Below are 22245 nucleotides of genomic sequence, written 5' to 3'. Positions count from 1 at the left end.
GGTCAGTCTTCGTCCTTTGGCACCGGACGCGGCTTCCACCCGTGGTCGTCCGAGATATGTCCCGTGTTCATGATCAGGCGCACGCCTGGCTCCACTTCTCGCATCGACATCGGAACCGTCCAGTTGTCCCACGCATGGATACCCGGTGATTTAACCAGCCCGACCATCGTCGCGGCCTGCGCGCCACGCTTTTCATAAGCCAGCGTGCGACCGGGCACACTCACTTCCTTCGCCCATTCGTCCGCGCGCTCCTTCAGCTCACGCTCGGCCAGATGCTTGATGGTGGACGCCTCGCTGACGTTCCAAGCTCGCCGCACCAGTACGTCGATGGCTTCGGTGATCTCTGGCTTGTCGGATTTGTCCAGTTCGCCCGCTCCAACGTTCGGGTTGAAGGCGTCGTTTTCCAAGCGCATCAGGGAGAGGAGCGCACCGGTTAGGCCACGATCCATCGCACGCGGCGAGAAAGGCGTCACCGACTGAGCTTCCACGTGCTTATAGAAGGTCGCGTGGTAATGCTCGAAGGTCTCGTAATGCGAGAGGTCGCGCGGACGCGCCCACGTAAGTACTGTGCAAACCAAACCGGGGAAAGAACGACCCACACGGCTGGTAGCTTGAATGTATTCCGCCGTACCCTTGGGCTGACCGTTAACTGCCATAAGGCCTAAGCGATTCACGTCCACACCGACCGAAAGCATGTTGGTCGCGAGAACTATGTCGATCGCCCGGGTGTCGCCCTCGTTCCATTTCGTCACGTACTTCCCGTTGGCAGCGTCGAACGCGACCTTGAACTTGACCTCCAAATCGTCGAGGTACTTCGGGATGTCCTGACTGGAAACTCGAGACGTCAGCTCGCGGATGTTGTTGACGCTACGCTGTGCGAGTGCTGGCCGTTCGACCATGCTCATTCGCACGCGGTAGGAACGTGTTTGCACGTCGTCCTCGGCCAAGCGCCGCATTCCGCCCAGCTCGCGCAACGAGTTGAAATAGCCGACCATCGTCATGTACGGGTCGGCTGGCTCGCCGAAGCGATCGAACAAGGCCTGGGCTGCGGTGAGGAAGGCGGTGTAGACGCGAATCAGCATCGCTGGCCGCGAGCTACCGGGCGAACACACGCCGAGGTAACGCCGTCCGGGCCGCACTTCGATCGGGCGCTGCACCGAGAAGTAGTTGTCCTCCACGTCCAAGCCGTGCGGCGGGAACACCGACACTCGCCGCATGAACACGTTGTTCACCTGCTCCTTGGCTTTGCGTACGGTCGCCGTGGATGCGACGATCTTCGGCTTGACCGTCTTGCCATCAAGTGTCCAGCCACACAGTTCGTCGACAGACGATTCGTACAAACCGACCATCGTGCCCAATGGACCACTGATGAGATGGAACTCGTCCTGGATGATCAGATCGGGGGGCGAATCGGACTTACGGGCTTCACCACCGCCGCAGGTAATCCCTTGGCCGCGCGGTGACCCGTATTACATTCACAGCCAGGCCACATCAAGCCGTGACGCTCGCATTCCTGGCTCACGCGACCGAACAGCGTGCGCACCTGACCGCGCCACGCCATCATGGCGAACTTATCCACGGTGGCGATCATCATCGTCGGCGGGCGGTGGTAGATCTCCTCGTCCACCGTCAGCACCGGAATACCGGGGTGTGGCGACTTGCTGGACTTGCCGCGCGAGAATTCGCAGCGTCCCTTTTTGTCGCCGCAATAGACAAGCGTGCGCCCGTGATTTTTGTCGACCTCAATGTCACGCCCCGGGGCGATGTCAGAGCCACACCACGGACAGCTAGTCAGTTGCGCAGGCGATGCCGCCCCAGCATGGTATTTTCCAGGGTTACGGATATCTTCGATGGCGCGATGGCTGTCCTCGGTCGTGCCTGGCGTCACCTTATTGCCAACCCACAGGCCGATCGTGAAGGACTCGTGGCCCAACGCGGAATCACCGTTAGTCAGCGCCTCGCGCCGCAGTACCTCCATCGCGCAGATCAGCGCGGTGGCGCGCTGGAACTGCTGCAAGGTCAACAAGCGCAGCGTGTAGCGCATGATCACGGCCAGACCGCGCGAACCGTCGTAGCCGCCGAGCTTGCCTTGCAGACGGCGGATCGCCATCGTGAACGCCGCCACGCCCAGATAGGCTTCAGTTTTGCCGCCGCCGGTGGGAAACCATAGCAAATCGGCATGAGCTTCCATCGGCTGCACACGATCCACGTGCATAGGGTCGGCCAGCGAGGGAATCGACAGCAGCAGGAATGCCAACTGGAACGGACGCCAACTCCGGTTCTTTGGCTGGTCGAATCTATCGACCGTCACGTCACGCCCACGCCGCACTTCAAGCGCGTACTGACTGCGAACGCGCTGAATGGCCATTGCCCGGTTAGCAAAGCGGAAAGCCGCCAGAGCTTTTTCGTCGCGCTTGAGGGTGTCGATGCCCTGCTGCAATCGGGTCTGGATTTCCTGACATCGATCCAGTGCCTCGCCGGCCTGCGCGTCGTACCCCACTACATCTTCGCCGATGCGCTTGCGCTGTTCGCCAATCCATGCCGCGTAATCCTCTGTCAGCACGCTCAAGGCATCAACCAACTCGGTGACACCTAGCGTGGCAAGCCGCTCCATGTCGAGCAGACCGCTCGCTACCATCTCCTTCATCGCCGGACGATCGGCAGGATCAAGGCCCGGCGTCTCCGTGACCTGCACTTCGCACTGCGGGAGGACTGTAGTGCGCACTTCGGTGGCCAATGTCACGTCGTCCGCGATCTCCGCGTGGACGGCAACACCATGCCCGACAGCGAACTCCACGCGGTTTCGATAGATCATCTCAAGCGATTCGCGTTCAGTGTCCATACCGTCGGTGTCCAATACGGGACGGCGGCGGAAGATGGCGCGCTTGGACGCATCGGCTTCCGCACGCACGATCAGTTCCGGCTGGAACAGCCATGCGGTGTCGCGGTTTGTGTCAGGCTCCTCCTGTGCGTTGATCAGGAACAGCGTCACCAAACGGTCTCCGTTAGCGTTCTTGGCACGAATGGAGCCCTGTATCCGCACTGACGGGCGATTCGAGTCCGGTGCCTGATGGGAGATCACGCCTTCGGTGAGTGGCAGCACGATCTTTCCACCGCAGGGGATACGTTGCCAGACCTTGGCTTTCTGCCCATTGGACCGCGTCTGCTCGTGCTCGTCGTTGGGCACACGTTCGTAGCTACCCCAGCACGCTTCGACCTCGATGCGCTCTGCGTCGCTATCGACGCAGAACGTCATGCCGAAGCTGCTAGGCACCAGCGACTGGTTGCTAGCTGCGTCGATCTCGTCCGATGCATCCGATTCGGGTTCCACCCGTCCGGTGGCCGTACCGAACTCTGCACCGGGTTCGTGCTGGCCGGGGACGATGGGGTCAGTGGGTTCCCCCATCTCGTCCCCCGCCAGCGGCCCCTCCAACCCTTCGATGCCGCCCTGAGCATCGTCGCGTGGTGCCAGCTTGCCGACCAGATAACGGTCGCGCACACTCATGTCCACAATGCGCTCGTGCGGGCCGCCCGCAGGGCCGAGCAGGTCATCCACTACGGCCAATTGAAGCAGTTCGCGGATGTATGCCCGATCCTCAATCACCGGCACCCCGCCCTCAGTCTGATGTAGTACCGTGGACAAAACCGAGATGAATTCCTCCCACTGGATGCGACCAACGCTCCCCGACGACGGCGGGGCCAGCGAGACGCTAGCGACCGGCACGGAAGTGTCGGCGACCGACACCCGATCGAAGAACAACGTGGTCGTCTCAAGGTCGGAACGAACCCGCAACACGCGCCCTGCACGAACGATCTCGTCGGCGAGGTTCAGCACCAGCACCCAATCGTCCTCAACAATGCCCGGGTATAGTGAGCGATCACCCTTCAAGACCAGGGTGTAGGGCAACAACCTACCATCGGTCTTGAGGCCAAGATCAATGGCAACCCACGCATTGGTAGCTCTTTCAACAGTGCTCGGCTCCATGACTTTCCTTAGGGAAACGCTGATCAATGAGCCTGTCGTCCGCATAACGGACGAGGCAGGTTGCAATTTTCAGATTGACGTAGGAATTTGACGACATGCGAGGTGAGTTTCGCTCGTATTCGGGCCTCACTTCCCGCGTTTTTCACACACATGACGGATTGCTCCCATGAGTCGACAACAGCTGATTTTTCGCGATCACCAGGTTCGCCAGCGCGAACAGACTGAACAGCTGTGCCGTGTTCCTGGCTAGACCCTTGTAGCGCACCTTGCGATGACGAAACAGGTTCTTCACGACATGAAACGGATGCTCGACCCGGGCGCGGATCTGCGCCTTGGTTCGCTCGACCGCGATCACGAGGTCCTTCAGCGGACCTTCCTGCATCGCCCTGATCTTTCCGCGCTTGAGCGCCACGTGCCACTTCACCGTCTTGCCCTTCATCTCCTCGCGCTTGTCCACGCCGGTGTAGCCCGCATCGCCAAACGCTTCCTGCTCATGACCGTGCAGCAGGGCGTGGGCCTGCGATACGTCCGGCTCGTTGGCCGCCGTGGTGACCACGCTATGCACCAGACCCGAGTCGGCGTCGACGCCGACATGGGCCTTCATGCCGAAATACCAGTCGTTGCCCTTCTTCGTCTGATGCATCTCCGGGTCACGGCTCTTCCCGGCGTTCTTCGTGGACGGCGCAGCCTCGAAGATCGTCGCATCCACCAGCGTGCCTTCCTTCATCATCAGCCCGCGCTCGCACAACTCGATGCCGATCTCGTCGAACAGCTTTCGCGTCAGTGCGTGCTCGACCAGCAGGCGCCGGAATTTCAACAGCGTGGTGGCGTCCGGCACGTTCTCGCGCGCCAGGTCGATGCCCGCGAAGGCGCGCATCGCGATGCTGTCGTAGAGCGCATCTTCAAGCCCTTCGTCCGACAACCCGTACCACTGCTGCAGCAAGTAGATCCGCAGCATCCGTTCCAGGCCAATCGGCGGCCGGCCACGCTCGCCCTTCGGGTAATACGGCCCGATCACCGACAGCAGCCGCGACCAAGGGACGACCTTCTCCATCTCGGCCAGAAAGCGTTGACGCTTGGTCACCCGCTTCTTGCCCGCACTTTCCGCTTCCGCAAAACCGATCTGCCGCTGCATCGTCGTGGGTCCGTTCCGTGAGCTTCTTTCTACAACGCCCTTGGCCTCGTCAGCGATGACCGCCAAGCCGAATTGATCAGTGTTTCCTTAGACTTTGAATTCATTCTTGAGAAGGGCTACAACCTTCTCCTTTGTATTGAAGCCGTTCTTGATGAGAATTTCGGTGATGTCCCGACCTGATATAAAAATAATCGGATGACGATCTTCTCGGACTTCCTCATATGCCTGACGCGCAACGACCGAGGTCGTGACCAACACACCAAATTGCCTATGTCGAATCCTGGATATGAGCCGCGACACCTCTTTCACACCTACCGAATTCGGTGCCCCTCCGTTCATGGGGGGTCTGTAACATTTCGCCTCAAGGGAGAATTCTGCATACACCGGATCTTCTCCCAAGCCAAGTAGATAGCGACCGACAGCGTCTCTGCCACCATCTATGGTTCCGCGAGTAATCTCATCGACAATCACTCGCGCATCTGTCATCTGATAGATGCGTGCCGCAAACGCTTCAAATGCAATTGGAGATTCTTTGAAGTGTTCCCATACGCTGTGTAGAAGGCTAGCTTTAATTGGCGTATCCGGCGACTGCTCTTCAAGAGTTCGGATGATCGTCGTTGGTTCAGCCGCGAGAGGCAGATACTTCCCAGATGCCACCCAATCGGCCCACGCTTTTGGGGCGTTGGACGTAATGAAATTTCCAAACACGAGATCATTGATCCAATTTCTGCTTACAACAGGAACGTCCAAAATCGTAAACACTGAGCGGTAGTTCTGAAAGCGTTGACCCGCTGATGATTTCCATACGGCAACCAAGTCTTCCGTCGCTGAGAGACCAGGGAATCCCGGGACCGCAAGGCCCTTGTACTGAACGGAGCGTGCGCCAGTCGAAGTTGCATGCTTCTTGAATACTAAAAATGGTGCAACTCCTGATCGAGGCTCCCCTTCTGCATGTAGACGAGCAAATGCATGGCGCAGCACTCTGTTCCCCCCCCGCACGAGTGTCGTGCAGTTCATGGCCAGGAGTCTTGTTGTCTCCGTAGTAGACAAACTGCCCGGTGCTCAGATCAAGCGTATCCGGCCAGTCGCGATCTTCTCCGGTCGTGAAAAGAATCACCCAATTCTTCCGCTCTCCGCGCCCGGATACACGAAATCCCCCCATATTTCCTGAGCCTGGAAGCAACTTTGCGATAGGTTCTCCCGAAAGTTGACCATCGGAACTGCTCTCATACACCGCGTCGACGATCAAATCCGCCGTCGCTAATGCATGGAATGGAAAGACTCTTGTCACCTGGTTCTCACTCAAATTCTGGGATCGACGGTCATCTCAGACGTCGACGTATCTTGGGGTTGGGTGGTGATGCTTTCCCGCTATCATTGCCCCCGATGGCCGAGCTGTACGCGGTAGCGTGCGCCGCGCCGCTCATCTTGGCGCTCGACCCTACCGCCCGAGATCAAATCGGTGATCGCGGCGTTCCATTGGCCGTCCGTGATGCCGGTAGCAGCAAGGACCGCGACCTTGGCATGCCAGCCATCATTCGCGGTCAGGAAATCGAGGATCGCCGTGGTTGGCGTAACACCGTTGGCGCTGACCGTAACTCCTGATTCGAAGTCAAGCGATGATTGAGCCGTTGCTACGCTAACCACGCGACCGCCGTTCGGGGCACGACTCGAAGCACGCGGCGTGGCACCGGCATGCAGTCCATGGGAAACTTCTTCCTGGTAACGCTCACGGTTCAACTCCGACAGCCGTCGAAGCACTTCGACGCGCGCAGTCTCGGAGATGGTGAAGCGTACACGGTCGTTTTCCGACAGATACGGTACTTCGTGGAAACTGTGCTCAAGGTCGATGTCGTCCCAGCCATAGGCGCGCGCTACTGCGACGTCCATTTCGCGCTGCAATGAGCGCAGCCGTTCGACACCGGGGGCGCGTTCGGTGTCGGTATGGAAGCGGTTGTAGAGCTTGGTCAAGCCGATGCGATCGGCCCGCATGACTTCGATGCGCGCTCGATGAAATCGATCTCTCAAGTCATCAAACTGTTCGTTTGATTTGTCAATAAAACGGTTAGGGAAAGCAAATGTCTCAAATGCATTTCCCGGCGAATATTTGAGCCGTGTTTCCAGTTTGGATGAGTACTGCCGTGCCCAGACTTCATGCAACGATGACTGACAGATGGTGAGTAGCCCAACATTTTTGAAAACATCAAGGTTGGCGGACATGATCGAAGTGTTTGGGATTTCCGCGAACCCGAGGTGCTTCGTCACTTCGCTACAGACCAGTACAGTCTCCTGCCTCGGTTTGATTGAGTCCCATCCCACCGGGTGCTTCTCGAACTTTTGCCCCCAACCAATAGCATGATACAGGGCAGGTCGCTTTTCTGCGAACTGCCACCAATAGTCTCGATAGACTTTCCGGTTATTGGTTTGACGCTCCGCCTTTACCGTCTCTTCAAGCCTCTGCCAAGGTAGTTTGTATTCCTTAGCTCGATTTTCCGGCCAGTCCCAGAAATTGATCACCCATCGGCTCGGGCGCTGCTCGGGATTTGAATTGAGGTCATCACCGTTGATATACGGAAAAATGACTTCCGCGTTCCGCGGATCGGCATCCAGCATCCTGTGCGCCTCATCTGACGACAGAACGAAACCCATACCGAGCACAATCGAGCCTTGATACACGATGCCTTCATTCGCTTTCAGACGTTTGGGACTCCACTCCTCACGATCGGACAAGAAGGCCGAGATAAAGGGCGCTGGCCGCCCAAGAAGCGAGCGTTCGCCCTGCCACTCGCCCTTGTGAACATGCACCCGACTGGTGACAACCGCCGCCTTTCCGGGCCAGGGTTCATTCGGATAGGCGGCATAGATCACTGCACCTGCGCCGACCATCGCCTCCAGCCCGACCTGCCGCGTGTCACCTTCGGCGATGGTATTGACCGCAAGCAACCCAAAGCCACCTCCCTCACGCAGCAGACCCCATACTCGCAGGAAGAAATAGGCGACCAGATCGGCGGAGCCACGTCGCCCTTCAGCGATGTGTGCGACCAGCCAATCTCGGAAGGCCGTACCCACGACACCAGTGATACGCTGTCCGCCCAAAAAGGGCGGATTACCGACCATGCCATCGAAACCGCCGCGATCACGCGCGAATACCTCGGGGAATTCCAGCGGCCAATGGAAAGGCCGACGTGCGGGTTTGTCGCTAGGCTGATCGGTCGAGAGCGCAATAACCGCTCTCCGGTGCATTGAGACGAGAACGTCATGGTCGCCGCCGATGACCTGTCCTGCTTGGCTGGTCAAAGACACTAGCGCATTCTCTAGCCCCGCACGGCTACCGACCGATGCGAACACTTCCCCGATGAACGCGTCGGCGATGCTTTCCGGCACTTCGAGTCTGCGGCGTGCATCGGCGTCTAGATGTGCCATCGCCTCCACATCGCGGATATTGCGGATGGGTATTTCGCGCAATTGTTGTCGCAGTGTAACGGCCTCGCACACGGCCTGTTCGACGCTTTGGCCAAACAATCTTAGCTGGCCTTGGCCCCTCGGGTTGATCGAAAGCTGGGTGAGCTGATCCAGCCGATGGATGCCGAGCAGGCTGTCTCCGCAGCGCAGGTTGTGGTCGAGGAAGCCGAAGGGCCGGCCCTTGGCCAGCGTCACCAGCCAAATGGAGAGCTTAGCAAGTTCTACAGCCAGCGGATTTAGATCAACGCCGTAGAGGCAGCGTTCGGCGATGAGGCGGCGAGCGACAATGGTGCGCACCTCTGTGTCGCGCGGCAGCTGCTCGACATTGGCATTGGTGTTCACTACGCGCCCGTCGATGCCGATCGTGTGCCCCCGTGCCTCGGCCAGCGCCCATGCCGCCGCCAGCCGGTCAGCCAGCCAACGGCAGGCTTGCACGAGGAACGCACCCGAACCCATCGCCGGGTCGCAGATCTTCAGATCAAGCAGTTCGGCCGGCGATTTCAGCACCCAGTCCGCGTGCAGCATGCCCTGCGCCGGCCCGCTGTAGGCAATGGGCGTGAGCGTTTCTGCAACGATTGCTTCAGTGAGCGACTTCGGCGTGTAGTGAGTACCAGTCTCGCGGCGATCGGAGCCGGTTGTGACGATGAAGGCTCCAGCGGGATAGACCAGCGGGTATCCCCAAGGGTCAGTGCGCACCAGATGAGCGAAAGGTCTGATGCGGTCGCGCAGCGCCGTGTCTCCATGGCAGGCCGTCAGCACGCGATCGGCGAGCGCATCGTCCACGGGACGCGACAGATCGTTGTGCACGCGACCGACGGAACTGCCGGAACGCTCCCGAAGCAGGTCGGCTAGCCGCTCGGCACCGTCCAGCCGCGCAGATTCGAGTTCGGCCAGCGTGACCCACGGCGACTGGGCGCTCTTGGTGGCTTCGAGTTCCAGCGTGACTTTGGCGGTGCGCTTGACGGTGCGCTCCAGCAAACCTTCATAGACGTAGCCGATCTGCTCAACGTCCAGCGCGCGATAAGAAAGCGTGCGCCCCTGGAATTGCTGGATGGCTTCGAGCAACAGCAAGACAGTGCGGTTGTCAATTGGCAGCGGCTTGGCGACGTCGATGCGCCAGTCCGAGCCACGGTCGCGGCCTTCGAGAAAGGGAAAGCGGTCCGGATCGAAAAGGGAGCCGCCCAGTGCAGGCAGGCGCAGGTTTTCGTGCTCAATGCCGCCGTACACGGCCCGAAAGACAGCCAGCAGGCGCGACCACGCATCCCAGCGGCGCTCAAGAATCTCGTCGGATTCGGCACGCAACTGCATCCGCAAGGTCGAGAGCGCGTAGTTGGCTTCGTAGCGTTCGTCGCCCAAGAGTAGAAGGCCGCGTTCTTCTGCGGAAAGCAGGAACACCAACCGCATCATCACCGTCAGCGCGGCTTCGTAGAGTTCAGCTTCCTTCACACCGCGCAGCAACTCGCGGCCGCGGTCCTGGTCGGCCTTGTCGAGCGACTGGATGAGCACTTCGACCGCACGCCGCACCTGCTCGCCCAAGGCGTCGGTCACTTCGTCCTGGAACTTCAGCGAGCGATCGAAGAGCGCGGGCAGCCGCTCCGATTCATCCACGAAGAAGCGCCGAATGCCCAAGAGATGGACAAAGGCCTGGAGGGTGACGGGTTCCTGCGCCCAGATGCGCGCATACCAACTGGCGAAGGTGGTGACCGCGCCTACCGGCGCATCGACCAGCATCCAGCATTCGCCATTGGTCAGCAGGCCGAGACGGCAACCCGTAGCGCGGCAGAGTGCAACCATCCGCTCCGCCGGGCTACTGGCCCAGCCGTCCAGCTTCTGGGTCGCATCGAAATCGACGTCTTGCCCGTAGGCGTGGACGAGCATCAGTGGCTGGTCCCCATTGCCGACGACGGCGAAGTCCGGCGACAGGCTCAAACAGTGTTCAGGCAGAGTGACGGTCAGGTGCGCGGCACACCAGTCCTTACGTTTGAGCACGTCGCCGCGGCCGTCCTCATCAAGTTCCAATCCGTGAGACAAGACCTCGTCAATCCACGCCGCGTGCAGCTCGACGAAGCGGAAATCGTCGGATTCCAGTGCCTCCCGCCACTCGTCGTAGGCTTGGCGCACCCGCCTGAGCTTGGTCGCATCAAGTTCTTCCAGCCCTTGCGGGAACGCTTCCTTCAAAACGGGAACGGCAAGGAACGGGCCGGAAATCTCGATGAGCGTGAGCCATTCGTGCTGCGTGCTCATACAGCACCTCCGGCGGATTCGGGTACGACGAAGATCACAGCAACCGGGAAAGTGCGGTCGTCGAGCTTCGCGTAGCGGGAGTCAATGGCGTGCGTCTCCATCCGGCGTTCGTCGGGGATGCGCGCGAGGCGAGCTTCCAGCGCGGCGTTGTCGCGCCGGAGTTGCATGCGTTCGTCCTCGGTGAAGAGCGAGAGCTGTTCGGGCTGTGCGCCTTTCTTCAACTCGGACTGGATCGCCTTTTCCAATTCGTCGAGCACCGTACCGATGTCGTCGATTTCTTGCTGCATGCGGGTCTGAAGCGTGTTTGTCAGGTAACGGAGACGTTCTTTGGAACGCGCATCAACGGCCTTCAGGATAGCTTCCTGCTGACGGTCAAAGCGAACGCGGAGCACGTCGAACAGGGGCAAGGCCGCCTTGATTGGCTTCGCTTCGTCCAACCACTGCTGGACGCGGGTGACGCCTTCTTCGCGGCGGAAGGATTGGTCGCGCAGATAGCCACCTGATGCCGTCAGTTCCTCGTGCAGCCGATGATGGTTACCGCCCGTAACGACCAATCGCGAGACGACAACCACGGCCGGGCCATCGATGAGCGCGTCTGGCATCGTGCGGACGGTGACACGGTGCAGTTTCTTCACATCGTCTTGCGCCCAGACCTCGGCACGCAGCAGGCGCAAACACATCTGCACCAAGCGATGGTTCAGGTGGACAAGCACGACATCGTCGCGGCCACTGGCGACGGCATGATCGAAGGTGATAGGCCGAATCTTCTGGGTGTGCGGATGGCGCAGCCCTTCCAGACAACGCGCCCACGAGCCAGACAGCGCGGGCATCTGGAAGACGCTACCCAAAGGTGCGTCCTTCAGCTCAAAGGGTCCCAGTGGCGGGCGGCCCGCCAGCGCGAGGCCGGTCTTCACGGCCATCAGGACGTGGTCGGGCGTGAGGTGGAAGTCCTGCTTGGTGGTGAGCAGACGCTCGTGCAGCTTGGCGATACGCTCCTTTAACTCGCGTTCGGCGCGCACGAAATTCTTGGCGCGAGCGATCCGCGCCTCAGCCAAACGCGTGTCCAAGTCCTTCAGAGATCCTTCGATGAGGCCGGACATCTGCGGCGCGATGACCGGATTCACACTGCCCATATCCGCACGCATTGAGTCCAGTTTCCGCAAGGCCCGCAGGATGTCCTCTCTGTGGCCACCAACCGATGCGCCACTCGCGCCGCCACCATCGACCGGATGCCAGATCAGCACTTCCTTCTCGCGCTGCCCATGGCGGTCGATACGCCCGTTGCGCTGCTCCATCACGTTGGGGTTGTATGGAATCTCAAGGTGGATGAGTCGACTACAGTGGTTTTGCAAGTCAATGCCTTCGGACGCTGCGTCGGTGGCAAGCAGGATGCGCACCGGGGATTCCTGCGGTGATGCCTGGAACGCCGCCTTGATAGGTTCGCGCTCGTCTTGGGAAAGGCCACCGTGAAGCAGGCCGAGACGCTCGCCGCTGAAGCCGTGGCTGGCTAGGATTTGATGCAGCCACTGGTGCGTGGTGCGATACTCGGTGAACAGGATCACCCGGCGATCGCTCCACGAGCCATCCGGCTTGAGGTTCTCAGTAAGCCAGTCGAGGATGGCCTGGGCCTTGGAGTCGGCCTGATTCTTGGCTCGCTGTGCCCATACCCTCAAATCGTCCAGCATCGCACGCTGCTCCGCCGTCAGTGGCGGCGAACGGCGCGTAGCCTCCTCGATAGCTTCGGCATGGGCATTCTCGACTTCCTGATCGTCCGCGTAGTCCTCGTCAGCTTTGAGGATGGCCTTGTGCAGGATGCGCTCTGCCATGATGTCTTGCTTCGCGGGTCGTGCTTCGGATAGCGATGCGATGTGCTTTTCGAGCGTGGAAGCGAATGCCGCCGGCGACGAGAGCAAGCGCTTCTTGAGGAGTCGATTGATGAAGGCCGTGCCGAAACCATTACCCGCCTTCTCAGCATCCTTTTCGCGACTGGCGCAGTAGTCATCGAGTTTGCGGTGAATCTCTCGCTCTTCGGTCGAGTACGGAACCGTGAGCGCCTGCAAAGTGCGCCGGGCATACAAGGGGTTGCCTTCCGCATCGACCAGATCGCTCTTCAAGCGGCGAATCATCACCTGACTCAACTGCTTTTCGTCAGGGAGGATGTTACGGGCAAAACGTTGGTCGTCGAGTAACTCCAGCAACGAGGTGAACGACTCCGTGTAGCCGTTGTGTGGCGTGGCGGTCAAGAACAACCGATGCTGGAAATGCGGACCGATGGCGCGAATGAGGCGCGTCCGCTGGCTCTCCAAAGCATAGTGAGCCCCTGCGGCCGGAGCAACGTTATGCGCCTCGTCCACGACCAGCAGATCGAACTTGCGTGGATAACTGACATGCGGCGGAATCACGTCACGCATGGCGCGCAACCCTTCTCCGCTCTTTGCCCAATCCATCGACGTGATGAGACGAGGATGCGATGTCCACGGATTGGCATGGATACCACGCTCGCGCCGCAGTTGCTTGATGTAGTCGGTATCCACAACTCGAAAATCGAGACCGAATTTCTCCAACATCTCGATGCGCCACTTCTCCTGCAAAGACGCGGGGCAGATGATCAATACAGTGCGGGCACGATGCCGCAGAAGAAGTTCCTGAATGACCAGACCAGCTTCGATTGTCTTGCCAAGACCGACATCATCGGCAATGAGCAGATTGACGCGCGCCATGTCGATCGCACGTACCAGCGGATCGAGTTGGAAGTCCTCGATACTGACGCCGCTGCGAAACGGAGCCTGGAGAAACCCCCGATCGGCGTTCGTTGCTGCCCCCCCATCGCACAGCATCAAGAAAGGCGTCGAGCGTACCCGAATCGTCCTGTCCCGTGATCAAGGGAAGGCCCGCGCGCTCGATGACTTGAGCGCCCGGCTCGATTTCCCAAATGACTTCCAGCTCTTCACCAAGCCCATCCTCGTCGATCGAGGAAAGCGTTACGCAGTGTTGAGGTGCTGAATGGTCCGAATCCAGCCGAGCTGCATCAACATCCGCTACGACCCATTGGCGGCGACGCACTTCGACCAGTTGCCCTGGCTCCGGCCGAGCCCGGTATGCCAGTGCTTGCCGCTCCCCTTGGATACTCATGTGGCCACCTTTTCAATTCTTATCGTTTACACCGTACGACGCGGTCCTACGCTTACCGTCGATTATGGCGACCGCATTTGCCACGACCTTCGCCGCATCAATCGGTGATTCGTGCGACCAAAATCGGAGCACCGTCCAACCGAGGGATCGCAGCCGTTCGTTCGTGTCCGCATCCCGTTGTTGATTCGCCTCAATCTTCTGCCGCCAAAACTCCGCGTTCCGTTTCGGCCATGTGGCATGTTCTGGACAACCATGCCAAAAACAGCCATCCACGAAAATTGCAATTCTCCGCCCCGGGAACGCAATATCGGCAACACGGCGGGGTTTCTTTAAGACCTCACAATCGACCCGATACCGTAAACCGATCCTATATAGCTCTCGCCGCAATGCGACCTCAGCACCCGTTGCCTTTTGCCGAACCTTCGCCATTCGACGACTGGTTTCAGCCGACGGTGGATCGCGGAGGGACATGTGCTCAGCCTCAATTATTAGTCGGCAAGCGAGATCGAAGCCAGGTGATTCTTGATACTCCGTGCGATAGCACGACCTAGGTTTACCGGCACGGCATTTCCGATCAGACGCCCCAATACCGTGAAACTAACTTCACCGTCTCTCGGGACGAATGCATAGTCGCGTGGGAAGCTCTGTAGTATTGCTGCCTCCCTCAGTGAAATCGCGCGATCCTGCTCGGGGTGACCAAATCGCCCATTTCCGAAGCCATAGCACTGAGTCGTCATAGTAGGGGCCGGTTTGTCCCACTCCATTCGACCGTAGACACCCGGGTACGTACGTCCGCTCTTGGCGCGATGACAATCAGCGACAAGGTCTTTTGGCCAATCGCGCCACGTCCCCCGGGCTTCGACGCCTTAATCCGTTTCAGATTCTTTTCCGATAGCGTCGACGAGACGTGCAACTTATCCCTAGGAGCACTCTCGCCAGCGGACAAAGAACGTAGTCGACCAATGGCTTGGCGCACTGTCTTCGGCGTTTTGTGTGTTGGCGCGATCATTTCGATATCGCCGTGCTTTGATGCGAGCAGCACCATGCGTCGCCTCATTTGCGGCACCCCATAGCGTGAGCTATCGACCACATCGAACCACACTTTGTAACCCAATCGCGTCAGCGCATCGACGAAATCATGGAAAACAGCATGTTTGGCAACCGTCGGGACATTTTCCATCGTGATGACATCAGGCTCAGTACCCTGCGCAAGGCGAGCAAACTCGTACAGCAAACCCCACTTGCCATCTTTACCATCAAGCTCATAACGCTGTGCATAGCTCGAGAAAGGTTGACATGGCGCGCATCCGGCAAGGATCCTCAACTCCGCATTACCAAACAATGTCCCCAGCTCTTCGGCAGCTACCGTGCTGATGTTCCGCTCGACGAACTTGGCCTGATTGTTAGCCTCGTAAGGAAAGCGGCACGCCGGGTCTAGATCGATACCTGCGGCCACCGGCAAATCTTCCAAAACGAAGCCATGCGTCAGCCCGCCAGCCCCACAGAACAAGTCGACACACGAAATACTCGCCACTTCAAACCTCCTCGTTACATCTCAGGCAACCTACGGCGCAATTGAAACCGAATACAGTCAATGCTTTATTCCTTAGCCCGGCTATCGGGCTCCGCCGCACCACCGCACCTCACCCATCCATCAATTTCATCGGTCTTGAACTTCCACAGCCGGCCGATCCGATGAGCAGGCATGCTCCGTTTGTTGATCCATGTGTAGACGGTGTCCTTGCTCACGCCGAGATACTCCGCAATATCCTCGACCGACAACCAGCGATTTGACATGACGTCGATTTCCATCAAAAAGCCGAGAACCGGCCAATCATGTAATGATCTCATGGATTGACCGAAGCAAATCAGGTTTTGTTGGGTTCAACCCGGTTAGGCAAGGTTTAAAAGGGAAGGCTTGCCCAGACACGTCACGCGCGCTACCGTGAAGCTGTGTACTGCCGCCTAGTCGTCTCAGCAGTCGCCGATTCACAAGTCATTCAACCCTATATTTGCTCCCTCGGACGCAGCCAGTTGCGCTCGCTTCGCCATCACGATCCCGTGTTGGCGCAACTTCCACGCAGAATGCTGACGGTCGCCGCTTCCCTTGGCCGCCAGCCTGTTCGGGCTGAAACTCTCAACCACGCACTCAAAGTCGCTAGCTTGGCTGGTGCGGTCACCGGCGCGACAGACGGTATAGCAACGGCGTTTGCAAAAGAAAACTCGTGGCAGGTCCATGCCGAGAACGGTCCGCAACGCCCATGCGGAGGCACGGCGATGGATTTTTCTTCTCGATGACCAGACGTGATAGCCCACGGCTCTCACATCGAGGCGATGAAATTTGATCAATTGGGACACACAATTTCTAATCCTGAGATCTCAATGCGTCGAATCGATAAAAAAACATATTTGAATTTACGCCGATCACGACTAAAAAAAACATCTTAATTTTATTCCTCACATTTCCTCCAAAACCACTTATTGACCTTCACCCTCCACGATCTTATTCTGCAAAAATTCGAGAAAACCTTGTCGTTGAATTTCACGTGACAGACTTTGGAAAATTTGTCCGAGCTCGCCGCAAAATGCTCAAACTCACGCAGACCGAACTCGCACGCCGACTCGGCGTGGACGACGCGTATGTCAGTGCGATCGAACGCGGAGTTCGTACGCCCGGCGACGTGGTCTTCATCGATCAGTTGGGACGGGCTCTAGCACTCGATGTCAGTGGTCGGCTCGCACTGGAGGAGGTCGCAGAAAGCTCCAAGCGTCTGCTGCGCTTATCCGACCCGCTACCGCTATACAAGTATCGGGTCATAGCTGCTCTGGTTGGAGACCAAGCCCTGACGGAGGCAGACATGGAGACGATCGCAAAAGTACATGCAGCGATCGTTCAGATTCGGAACGCCACGGCATCAACCGTGAGCATCGATAGTGGAGGAGCTATGTAAAAGCAAAAGCGCCACATAACCAGAAGGCTAGTAGCGCTTTTGGGATTAGAACGACAAAGATTTGTACCACCGCAAGTACGAGTCTCCATCGATCTGATCTCGGCGTCAAGCCCTTCTGCTGCCCATCGATTTGCGCGCCTGCCTAGGATTCGACAAACTCTGGTCGAATCTAGGGTTCCACTCGCCACTCTTCGGGACGAATTCGACAACGAACAGTTGTTGAAGGGGCGCGCTTTCTCAATCGCGAGCGTCTATTGCAGACGCGAGGGAGCAAACTCGTGCCCGAATCATCATCGATTTCGTCACCATCACGCCGGCCGCGCCGCATTGTGACCGTTTCTGGTCGCGGTGCTCGCGGGATATTCCCGAGCCGGAAATCAGCCAAACCCGCGCAGTACGAAAGCCTCATTGAGGAGATGGTGCTGCGATTCCTGGAGGTCGCCCCTTCAGTCAAGTCGATCGCAACTCAGCCACAAGTATTTGAATATTTCGACGACGCACACCGGCGACGCTACACGCCGGACCTGAAGATCGAAGTGGACGCCGGAACGGTATTTCTTGAGGTGAAAGACAACAAGTCGCTCACCAAGCACTCGCAAGCCGTCGCTCGAGTTTCAGCTGCAGCCAAATACCTCCGGCAACGTGGCATCCGCTTCCACCTTGTTTTGCGAAGCGATCTCATCGCAAACGACCTTCAGCGCCAACTCGAACTAATCCTCAAAGCACGCCCAATGCCTGGCAGGTATCGGCCGAACATCGACGCGACCCTCTGGGATCCCGAGCACGGAACTCATCCGTCGGCTGAGGTGCAGCAGCAATGGGAACTCGCCAAGCGTGAATGCGATGCTCTGCTCCACCGGATCATGAGGCGCGACCCAGACGACCTTCTACCTGTCTCGATTCGCTAAATGGAGATTCACCATGGCTAACTTCATCAAGGATCAAATCATCTTCCGAGGCGAAGGTTCGTTCCGCCTCGTCCGCGTACAGGGTGACATCGCGCAGTTGGAAAACACGGTTACGGGAGAATTCACCAACCACCGCGAGGATGATCTCCTGGAAGAGTATTTACGAGGGTATCTTCGTACAGCGAATAGCAAACAGTATCAACGCCCACCGAAACGCACTACTTTCAGGAGCGCGTTGGAGGCCAGCACACCCGCAGGCGAGGTGGGAAATTTCGAAACTCGTCGACGAATCAACTATCTAGCGATGCTGGATCGAATGGACGCATTCGCGGGTCGTCGATCCGAACTACGTAAAGCCATTCGAAAAGTCTCGGTAGATCTCGCCGATCCCAAGCCACCTCATGAGACCACCATATATCGGTGGCGTCGCCGTTTCCGCATCGCGAAGTTCGATATTCGAGTCCTCTTCGATCGAGCGGAACATCGAGGGGGAAAAGCGAAATCAAGGCTAGATCCGATCGTGGAGGGCATCATCCAAGAAAAAATAGAGACAGCCTTTCTTAATAGCAAAACGGGAACCGCAGAAGAAGTTCACAACGCGGTGTTTCTTGAGATCCAGCGGCAAAACACCTTACGAATCGAGACCGAGTGGCTCAAGGTACCAGGCCTCAGGACCGTTCAACGACGTATCCACGACATCGCTGCCTACGACCGAGACGCGGCCCGCTTTGGTATACGCGAGGCTCGACGCCGATTCGCTGATCAGCACCACGCCCGACGAGTATCGCGAATCCTCGAGATCGTCGAAATAGATCATTCCCCGATAGATCTCCTGTACGCAGATGCGAACGGTAATGCCATCGATCGACCGATGTTCACGGTCGTCATCGACCGGTTTTCGAGATGCGTTCTTGGCTTCTGCATCAGTTCCGCTGGACATGGGGTTCATGCCGTATTCGAAGCGCTGCGGCACGCCATGATGCCCAAGACTTACTTGAGAGAACGCTTCCCGGAGTTGAACCTCGAATGGCCATGCCACGGTTGGCCTGAACGCCTACTCATGGACAACGGGCGAGAAATGCATGCAGAGGCAGTCGTTGACGCGATGAATAACTTGGGGGTGGTCTGCGAGTACGCGGCATCCCGTGATCCGAACGACAAACCATTTGTTGAGCGCTTTCTCAAAACGTTCAACTACTCCTTCATCCACAAACTTCCTGGCACAACCCTCGCCAAGATTCATCAACGCATCGGCTTCAAGGCGGAAGACGAAGCATGTATCACGTTCACGAAACTCATTGAGATGGTCCATATCTGGATCACGCAGGTCTATCATCATCGACCTCACAAAGGCCTAGACGGCCGCGCGCCAATCGATGCTTGGAAAGAAAGTGCCGCTACGCATCCCCCATTGTTGAAATGCAATGCTGACGATCTCAGCATTGAGCTTGGCGAACATGCCGAATGCGCGCTACAGCACTACGGCATTGATCTCAACACATTCCGTTACGCCTCTCCGGAGTTACTCGCTTTGCGGGGCATGATGCCGGCCAAATCAAAGGTGCACGTCAAGGCACCGTACGAAAACGCTGGCGTGATTTACGTATGGAATCCGATCGAAAACCAGTACTTCCGTGCCATCAACACCGACGACCGCTACGACAACCTTACGGTCGAACAAGCCAAGACGCTGAAGAGCCAGTACAAGAGCTCCGACGCGCACAGACGAACCAGGGCAAATGGTGAAGAAACGATCCGGGAGATGAGTAACGATGCAATGCGTTCGAAGACTCTCAAAGAACGCAAGCGCGGAGCACGCCAAGCTCATACTACGTCGAAGTCAATCAATCGCGATCAGCATCCTACGCCTGTCTCACAAATTGATGTCCAGAAATATACATTTACTTCGGACTCCGATGAATTCATCGAATTTGAGGTTGAGACCATCAATACCGAGGTTCATCATGAAAAATAATATCCTGTGCACTGCGACTGTCCAGAGGATCAGAACAAATTTCATCCATTTTCCCCACGTGCAGCGAATATTGACATCACTGGATCGAATATACAACTACCACTGCATCAACGAGGAAGCCGACCACATCATGCTAGTCGGCGAATCCGGTGTTGGAAAGTCAACTCTGCTCGCGATGTATGCGAACAAGCATCCTCCCATTGAACATGAAGAATTCACCGAGGTGCCTGTACTGTACGCGGCGCTCGGTCCTACCCCAACGCCCAAAACCCTTGCACACACGCTCCTGAAGGCGTTGGGTGATCAGAAGTGGTATATGGGACGAGAGGTCGAGCTGTCCGCCAGACTGGTATTTCTCATAAAGCAATGTCATGTACGGCTCGTGATCATCGATGAAGCCAATCATCTGATCGACAGAGGGGGGGAGAAAACGCTGCACACCGCTGCCGATTGGATCAAAAGATTGGTTGATGCGACACGGGTGTCGTTCGTGCTGGCCGGAATACCCAGAACTGCGCGCTTGCTCGACACTAACGATCAACTGCGTGATCGGTTCCGAGAGGTCATTGAAATCGAACGCCTGTCTATAGACCCCAAGCCCGCGGCGCTCGAATTTTGTTCGGCGCTTAGGACTTTCAAGCGATATCTTAAAGATCTACCAACGATCGACATCTCCAGCCCCGATGTGACTAGTTTGTTTGCTTTTGCGACGGACGGACGACTGCGTGACATCAGACGGCTACTCGTTCGCGCTGTCGAGTTAGCATACGAGCAACCCAGTCCCAAATTGACAGATCTGATTTTGGCAGAATCATTCAGGCAGGTCATCTATCCACGTGCGCCAGACGACCGCAACCCATTCCACCAAACATTCAACAAAACGCCACTCGCGCGAATCGGCGAGCCGTTTGCATCTGACAAGGGGACGAAATGAGCGGCAATAATATTTCTGGCCTGCCCTTATTCCGTCCTAAAATGCTCACTGACGAGTGGATCGAAACCTATCTTTACCGCGTCATTAGAGAAAATGGAATTCGTCAGCCGCTATTGACCGATCTTGAGCGCTATCGTCCTACACTTCCTGCCACTGTGTCGAGCAAACCTGACGGGTACCCAATCTGGGACGACTGCGCTCTACCACGATGGAGCGTGATCACTCGCCGCAAGAAAATCCGATATTGCCCGGCCTGCCTGACAGAGTCGAGGCATATTCGATCGCGCTGGCGGCTTAAATTGTTTGAGGTTTGTACGATTCACCACATTCGACTAAAAGACGATCTCGCCGAACCTGTGATGACGAGGGGCTATAGGGAGGATGGGCGATATCTTGTAACGGATGTGACGGACGAACAGCTTTGGGCGGGTTCGGTGTGCCCGATGCCAAGCGAACGACGGCATGTCGAGCAATTGTGGGCAGGATTCGAACGCTCGATCATAGATAATGACATTCCTGCTGCTCTTGAGAAGCTCCCTTGCATCCTGTTTCTGGTGGCACTGTTCGATGCCATTGCAAGAACAACCGCCGATTCAGGATACTTACCGATTGGTGTTCCGCGCTCGACAACTTTGGCTAAGGTTGCCGAACAATTCCAATATCAGACGACGCCGAACATCGACGGAATTCGAACACTCCTCGATAAGATCGCGGTGATCGAACATCGCCATATCGTGCTTGCATGCCTGCGTCGCATGCTGGGTGATGAGGCAGATCGGCCAACATGCTTATCCAATCTTCCCATTGCCGACCTGAGAATGCGGCTACTTGATGACGGTCGGCAATGGCCTGACGCACCGACGCGCGGTCTTGTTCATCCTCCGCATGCAGTACCCGAAGGGTACGTGAGCTTCGAGAAAGCAGCATTGCTCATTGGGTGCACCGCTGGCTTTCTACAGTACCTCATCAATAATGATACGTACCCAGACGCTATATTTGTACAGCGCGGCCAAGCGCACTACACCTTTCTTCCTCAGCAAGAAGTAGAAGCATGCCGCAGATGGTATGCGTCCCTCATCACACGCGAACACGTGATGAGCGAGTTTCATATCGACAAAATAGGCTGCTCCGCACTGGTGTCCGTTGGTTTGTTAGGTCAGGTTCAGATCGGCTCCTTTACCTTCTTTCAACGGAGTAGCCTCATCAATATATGTCGGCTGCTCGAGGACGTCTCTCGGCCGTTTGACGCTATGGACGCTCAACTGTATCCCCTGTTTTGTACATCAATCATTGGTACACAGATCTCGCATACTGATTTGATAGGCCTACTAATGAAAGTCTTCGATGGCAAGCTCTCACTCTTGCGTCACCTCACAAACCCTGGTCTATCCGCTTATTTTGTTGAACAACATGCACTGAATCGAGTGCACCAACTCCGGAAGCTTGAGCTAGCACGACGCCGGTATCAGACTGCGGCACGTTACCAGTTGTCACTGTTGACATAATGGGTCACGAACCA

General features: G+C 57.4%; 11 protein-coding genes and 4 pseudogenes. 5 read left to right on the top strand and 10 right to left on the bottom strand.

Annotated elements, in window-relative coordinates; translation table 11 throughout:
* Nucleotides 1-2: 2 nt before the first annotated feature.
* The 10 genes and pseudogenes from drmA to BBJ41_RS40385 form a co-directional block, all read right to left on the bottom strand.
* Nucleotides 3-3985: pseudogene (drmA, locus tag BBJ41_RS12615) on the bottom strand (DISARM system helicase DrmA).
* A gap of 142 nt (nucleotides 3986-4127) precedes the next feature.
* Complete coding sequence (locus tag BBJ41_RS12610) at nucleotides 4128-5120, bottom strand: IS5-like element ISBmu23 family transposase (protein WP_007182917.1); 993 nt, start codon at nucleotides 5118-5120, stop codon at nucleotides 4128-4130.
* Nucleotides 5121-5207: 87 nt separating this feature from the next.
* On the bottom strand, nucleotides 5208-6137 hold the full coding sequence (locus tag BBJ41_RS41870; protein WP_250637465.1) for a restriction endonuclease: 930 nt from the start codon (nucleotides 6135-6137) through the stop codon (nucleotides 5208-5210).
* A gap of 40 nt (nucleotides 6138-6177) precedes the next feature.
* Nucleotides 6178-6282: pseudogene (locus BBJ41_RS41865) on the bottom strand (hypothetical protein); the annotation flags it as partial.
* 212 nt (nucleotides 6283-6494) lie between these two features.
* Nucleotides 6495-10826 carry an Eco57I restriction-modification methylase domain-containing protein gene (locus tag BBJ41_RS12600; RefSeq protein WP_069746669.1) on the bottom strand — a complete coding sequence of 1444 codons (4332 nt, stop codon included), beginning with the start codon at nucleotides 10824-10826 and terminating at the stop codon, nucleotides 6495-6497.
* A pseudogene (gene drmD, locus BBJ41_RS12595) lies at nucleotides 10823-13958 on the bottom strand (DISARM system SNF2-like helicase DrmD). The gene BBJ41_RS12600 and the pseudogene drmD overlap by 4 nt, the downstream one beginning before the upstream one ends.
* A 12-nt stretch (nucleotides 13959-13970) precedes the next feature.
* Nucleotides 13971-14429: a very short patch repair endonuclease gene (locus tag BBJ41_RS38995; protein WP_083281863.1), complete on the bottom strand. Its 459-nt coding sequence runs from the start codon at nucleotides 14427-14429 to the stop codon at nucleotides 13971-13973.
* A gap of 17 nt (nucleotides 14430-14446) precedes the next feature.
* Nucleotides 14447-15492, bottom strand: a pseudogene (locus BBJ41_RS38990) (DNA cytosine methyltransferase).
* A 65-nt stretch (nucleotides 15493-15557) separates the two neighbouring features.
* Complete coding sequence (locus tag BBJ41_RS12585; RefSeq protein ID WP_069747681.1) at nucleotides 15558-15770, bottom strand: helix-turn-helix domain-containing protein; 213 nt, start codon at nucleotides 15768-15770, stop codon at nucleotides 15558-15560.
* A gap of 177 nt (nucleotides 15771-15947) precedes the next feature.
* Nucleotides 15948-16316: a hypothetical protein gene (locus BBJ41_RS40385; RefSeq protein WP_156814782.1), complete on the bottom strand. Its 369-nt coding sequence runs from the start codon at nucleotides 16314-16316 to the stop codon at nucleotides 15948-15950.
* 227 nt (nucleotides 16317-16543) lie between these two features.
* Between BBJ41_RS40385 and BBJ41_RS12580 the strand changes: the two genes are divergently transcribed.
* The 5 genes from BBJ41_RS12580 (at nucleotide 16544) to BBJ41_RS38980 (ending at nucleotide 22231) form a co-directional block, all read left to right on the top strand.
* The gene (locus tag BBJ41_RS12580; protein ID WP_069746667.1) at nucleotides 16544-16909 is read left to right on the top strand and encodes a helix-turn-helix domain-containing protein; all 366 of its coding nucleotides are present in this window, start codon (nucleotides 16544-16546) and stop codon (nucleotides 16907-16909) included.
* A 278-nt stretch (nucleotides 16910-17187) separates the two neighbouring features.
* Complete coding sequence (locus BBJ41_RS12575) at nucleotides 17188-17817, top strand: TnsA endonuclease N-terminal domain-containing protein (protein WP_236872024.1); 630 nt, start codon at nucleotides 17188-17190, stop codon at nucleotides 17815-17817.
* 13 nt (nucleotides 17818-17830) lie between these two features.
* Nucleotides 17831-19792 (top strand): DDE-type integrase/transposase/recombinase, encoded by a 1962-nt coding sequence (locus BBJ41_RS40380; RefSeq protein WP_156814781.1) that lies wholly within the window; start codon nucleotides 17831-17833, stop codon nucleotides 19790-19792.
* Nucleotides 19782-20726, top strand: a complete 945-nt coding sequence (locus tag BBJ41_RS38985; protein ID WP_236872023.1) for a TniB family NTP-binding protein — start codon at nucleotides 19782-19784, stop codon at nucleotides 20724-20726. The genes BBJ41_RS40380 and BBJ41_RS38985 overlap by 11 nt, the downstream gene beginning before the upstream one ends.
* Nucleotides 20723-22231 carry a TniQ family protein gene (locus BBJ41_RS38980; protein ID WP_083281859.1) on the top strand — a complete coding sequence of 503 codons (1509 nt, stop codon included), beginning with the start codon at nucleotides 20723-20725 and terminating at the stop codon, nucleotides 22229-22231. The genes BBJ41_RS38985 and BBJ41_RS38980 overlap by 4 nt, the downstream gene beginning before the upstream one ends.
* Nucleotides 22232-22245 lie beyond the last annotated feature (14 nt).

It is taken from the genome of Burkholderia stabilis, from assembly GCF_001742165.1.
Lineage (GTDB): Bacteria > Pseudomonadota > Gammaproteobacteria > Burkholderiales > Burkholderiaceae > Burkholderia > Burkholderia stabilis.
The sequence above is the reverse complement of the archived record's forward strand: the minus strand, read 5'-3'. Positions and strand labels throughout refer to the sequence as shown.

Excerpts from the sequence above, each read along its gene's own strand:
- BBJ41_RS38995 (WP_083281863.1), bottom strand. The coding sequence starts at position 14,429 with ATGTCCCTCCGCGATCCACCGTCGGCTGAAACCAGTCGTCGAATGGCG.
- BBJ41_RS12580 (WP_069746667.1), top strand. The coding sequence starts at position 16,544 with ATGCTCAAACTCACGCAGACCGAACTCGCACGCCGACTCGGCGTGGAC.
- BBJ41_RS12610 (WP_007182917.1), bottom strand. The coding sequence starts at position 5,120 with ATGCAGCGGCAGATCGGTTTTGCGGAAGCGGAAAGTGCGGGCAAGAAG.
- BBJ41_RS41870 (WP_250637465.1), bottom strand. The coding sequence starts at position 6,137 with ATGAACTGCACGACACTCGTGCGGGGGGGGAACAGAGTGCTGCGCCAT.
- BBJ41_RS12600 (WP_069746669.1), bottom strand. The coding sequence starts at position 10,826 with ATGAGCACGCAGCACGAATGGCTCACGCTCATCGAGATTTCCGGCCCG.
- BBJ41_RS38980 (WP_083281859.1), top strand. The coding sequence starts at position 20,723 with ATGAGCGGCAATAATATTTCTGGCCTGCCCTTATTCCGTCCTAAAATG.
- BBJ41_RS40380 (WP_156814781.1), top strand. The coding sequence starts at position 17,831 with ATGGCTAACTTCATCAAGGATCAAATCATCTTCCGAGGCGAAGGTTCG.
- BBJ41_RS38985 (WP_236872023.1), top strand. The coding sequence starts at position 19,782 with ATGAAAAATAATATCCTGTGCACTGCGACTGTCCAGAGGATCAGAACA.
- BBJ41_RS12585 (WP_069747681.1), bottom strand. The coding sequence starts at position 15,770 with ATGGAAATCGACGTCATGTCAAATCGCTGGTTGTCGGTCGAGGATATT.